Consider the following 3,248-nt stretch of genomic DNA (forward strand, 5'->3'; position numbering starts at 1 on the left):
TGTAAACGAGCACAATATTTCAGATACTCTTTTCCACATTAATCCGGGAGGAAATCTGAAATAATGTGCTATTTTTTTCACTTTATTTCGGAATGTGCAAAATCTTGTTCAAATTATTCCGTCTTAAATTCAGGAAAAGAAAACCCCTAAAAAGGGGCATCAACTGGCATATAATCCTGTTTTTTTATTCGAATTTTGTACACCTCGTAAGTGTGGAGTACAAACCTTACTTCGTGTTCCAGAGTTACGAACCAATCAAAATCTTTCTCCAAGTATGCATGGAGATACCTGTTTTGGACCCGTATCTCAAATGCATAACCCTGGTCTATCCAGTGGGGCTGATGTCCTAACCATACTCTCCATTCTTGAAGATGGTGGTCAAATACTAATATTCCACGCCTCATGATAAGCCATTATCCTCTATAGCTAACCTGACAATTTCCTCATCAATCAGTTCTTTCTTTAGTTGAGAGCCAAATAATAAACTGTTAATCGTTAATGTATTAATAACCCGTGGCCAACCTTGAGACCGTGATGCGATAGCTTCTACCGCGGTTTCTGTAAAGATGGTCATCTTCGCTCCTGCTAACTTCATATGATGATGAATATAATGGGAAACTTCCTCTCTGGATAATGGCTGAATCTCATATTTCATAATCATTCTCTGTGATAGTGGACGATGATGATTTAATGCTAATCGAGTCTTTAAATGTGGTAAGCCAGCTAAAACTAGGATAAATGGATTGGTTGAGTCCATATGAAAGTTAAATAATAGTGCTATATCCTGCAAAAAAGCATCTTTTGCCATATGCATTTCATCTAAAATGAAAACAGGTGTGATCTTACGTTCCCCTGCCATTCGCTCAATGCCTTGTTGAATTTGCCTAAAGAGATCGACTTTACGGAACTTCGGTTCCTCCCCTAAGCCATATACTAACCCACGGTAAAAATCCATTACACCACCAGTTGAAAGGGGAAAATAGACTACGTGATATAAAGAAGGGTTTAATGACTCCTTAAAAGACCGTAAGGTAAACGTTTTTCCTGCGCCAGGATCCCCAATAAGAAGACCCATTCCCTTCGATTTCTGTAAATAATTTAATGCGTTTAAAGCCCCTTGATAATCAGTGGAAGGAAACGCATCCGAAGGGCGTATATCTTTCGAAAATGGTGCTTGAGCTAAAGAGTAAAAGGATTTATACATGGTCTTGTTCCCCTTTCACTTCAGCTGTTTGAGATAATGAAAATGGCGAGCGAGCCCGTTTTACATGCGCATTATCCTTCATGGATACAGGAATTGCTTCAGCGACTTTCTTATCATCCTCAAAGATATAGACACCATTTTCGTCTAGTCTCACATCGATAGAATGACCGATAAAACGGGAAGGTACTTCGTAGAGCTCTTTATTTAACGTAATCGTCCCATCAGCCTTTACTTTCCGGTGTTCTCGTTTCAAGAAGATGGTCTCAAGAATAGACAAATCCTCCAAAAATGTTATATCCTTTAGTTGAGATTGAAACACTTCATGGGGCGTTTTACCCTCTAAAGAGGCATGAACTCTTCGGTGATAATCTTTCTCTAACCAGCTCCAGAATCGTTCATTTAACTCTTCTAGTGAATGAGCTGGATCGGCTTGTAATAACGGATAAAACCGTGTTTGAATCGTTTTAAACAACCTTTCTACCTTCCCTTTTGCACGGGGATCATACGGCTGCGTGTGAGCTAAAGTAATTCCGAGTTGGGCACAAGCATATTGAAGCGTTTCAGATCGATAGATCTTACCGTTGTCCGCATAAATGATGGTAGGTTTCCCTCTGCGAATTAAAGCCTCTTTCGTGACTACTCTTAATCCATCAAACTTCTCTGACGAGAAGAACTGTGCATACGGCACAAGACGAGAACAGTCATCAATATAGGCAATTAAAAATGTCTTTGTCTTTTTTCCATTAACGGGTACATAAGGTCCATGGGATAAATCAGCCTGCCACAACACATTCACCTTTTCGTGAGCGAACCGTTTTCTTTCTGGTATCGCCACCATTTGTTTTCCTACAAGGTTGTGTTTTTTTAATAATCGAATTATAGTAGAGTAAGATATTTGGTTTTTTTGTATCTCTCCACGCTCGATTAGTTGTTCGTAGAAAACACTAACCGGCATATGGGGAGATTTTTTTCGTATTTCAAGGACAAGATCTTGGTCATCAGGGGATAGTCTTCGAGAATTCCCTCGATCCAAGCGCTTCTTGGGCTTTAATGCTTCAAATCCATTTCTTCGATAATGAAGAAGCCACTCTTTCATTGTTTTCTCTGCAATTTTCCTTTCTCCATAATGGGGGACAGAATGAACCTTTCCCTCCATTCCATTTAAATATTCCTTCGAATCAACTTGCCCATTCAATAGGGGGGCTATTAGGCCATACCGAAATAGGGCCACTTGTTCACGCTCTTTTTCATTCATGGAATCTTCCTCCTTTTTCATAGAAGGACGACCGGTCATCCATGGTTATTATTCTACTTTTTTCGATATTTTCTGACTATGAAAAAGGTATGTGGGACAAAGAATATTTTTAAAGTCGCCTAAATATGATAGAATTAATTTGCCATAAAGTATTTTGATAAGTGACCCCGTGACCTTCGTAAGAAGGGTGATTCGCCAAAATCAAGGATCATTTTCATATATTTTGTGGCTTCGCTATTTATATCCTCCGACATGCCACTTATCTTCCCCAAGCTGATAAAGAAGCTATGAATCCAATTTATACATGTTAAGAAACGATTTAGATAAAACCTGACTAATTGGCGGCTGCCTTTTGCTTTTTTCCTTTGAAGAATTTTCTTCACTCGTTCTAAAACTGTATGAATAGTATGTTGAAAATACGGGATGAGAAAGTCCGGAAGAATAGAGATATTCACTTCACATTGTAAACATCTTAGGCGACAAATTGGGATCCGTACGGTTGTCTCATCAGTTATTCCATAACGCCAGTAATAGCCGTTACGATGAAGATTCCCATGGGAATGACATTTGCAGTTTGGGCATTGATCAAACAATGGAAATTCATTCTTTTTTCCTCTTTCCCCATACTCCACTAGGCTAATACCAAAATCATGAAATTTGATCATAAAAAAACTCCCCCTTCTAATATGCAAAAAATTTAGCACATTATTCCAGAGAAGTATATAAACAATTCTGAAGGAATTTGAAAATTCCAACGGTATTTGAGAGGATATAAAGTGACAGTTTACA

At 38.5% G+C, this 3,248-nt stretch carries 3 protein-coding genes; all 3 read right to left on the bottom strand.

Annotated features, from left to right (window positions below; translation table 11 throughout):
• Positions 1–400 precede the first annotated feature (400 nt).
• Complete coding sequence (locus QQZ16_RS01730; protein WP_047944128.1) at positions 401–1,204, bottom strand: ExeA family protein; 804 nt, start codon at positions 1,202–1,204, stop codon at positions 401–403.
• The gene (locus QQZ16_RS01735; RefSeq protein ID WP_031538279.1) at positions 1,197–2,459 is read right to left on the bottom strand and encodes a DDE-type integrase/transposase/recombinase; all 1,263 of its coding nucleotides are present in this window, start codon (positions 2,457–2,459) and stop codon (positions 1,197–1,199) included. The genes QQZ16_RS01730 and QQZ16_RS01735 overlap by 8 nt, the downstream gene beginning before the upstream one ends.
• Positions 2,460–2,593: 134 nt before the next feature.
• Positions 2,594–3,124, bottom strand: a complete 531-nt coding sequence (locus QQZ16_RS01740) for a DUF6431 domain-containing protein (RefSeq protein ID WP_035416525.1) — start codon at positions 3,122–3,124, stop codon at positions 2,594–2,596.
• Positions 3,125–3,248 lie beyond the last annotated feature (124 nt).

Source organism: Bacillus sp. T2.9-1, from assembly GCF_950097965.1.
Classification (GTDB): domain Bacteria; phylum Bacillota; class Bacilli; order Bacillales; family Cytobacillaceae; genus Niallia; species Niallia hominis.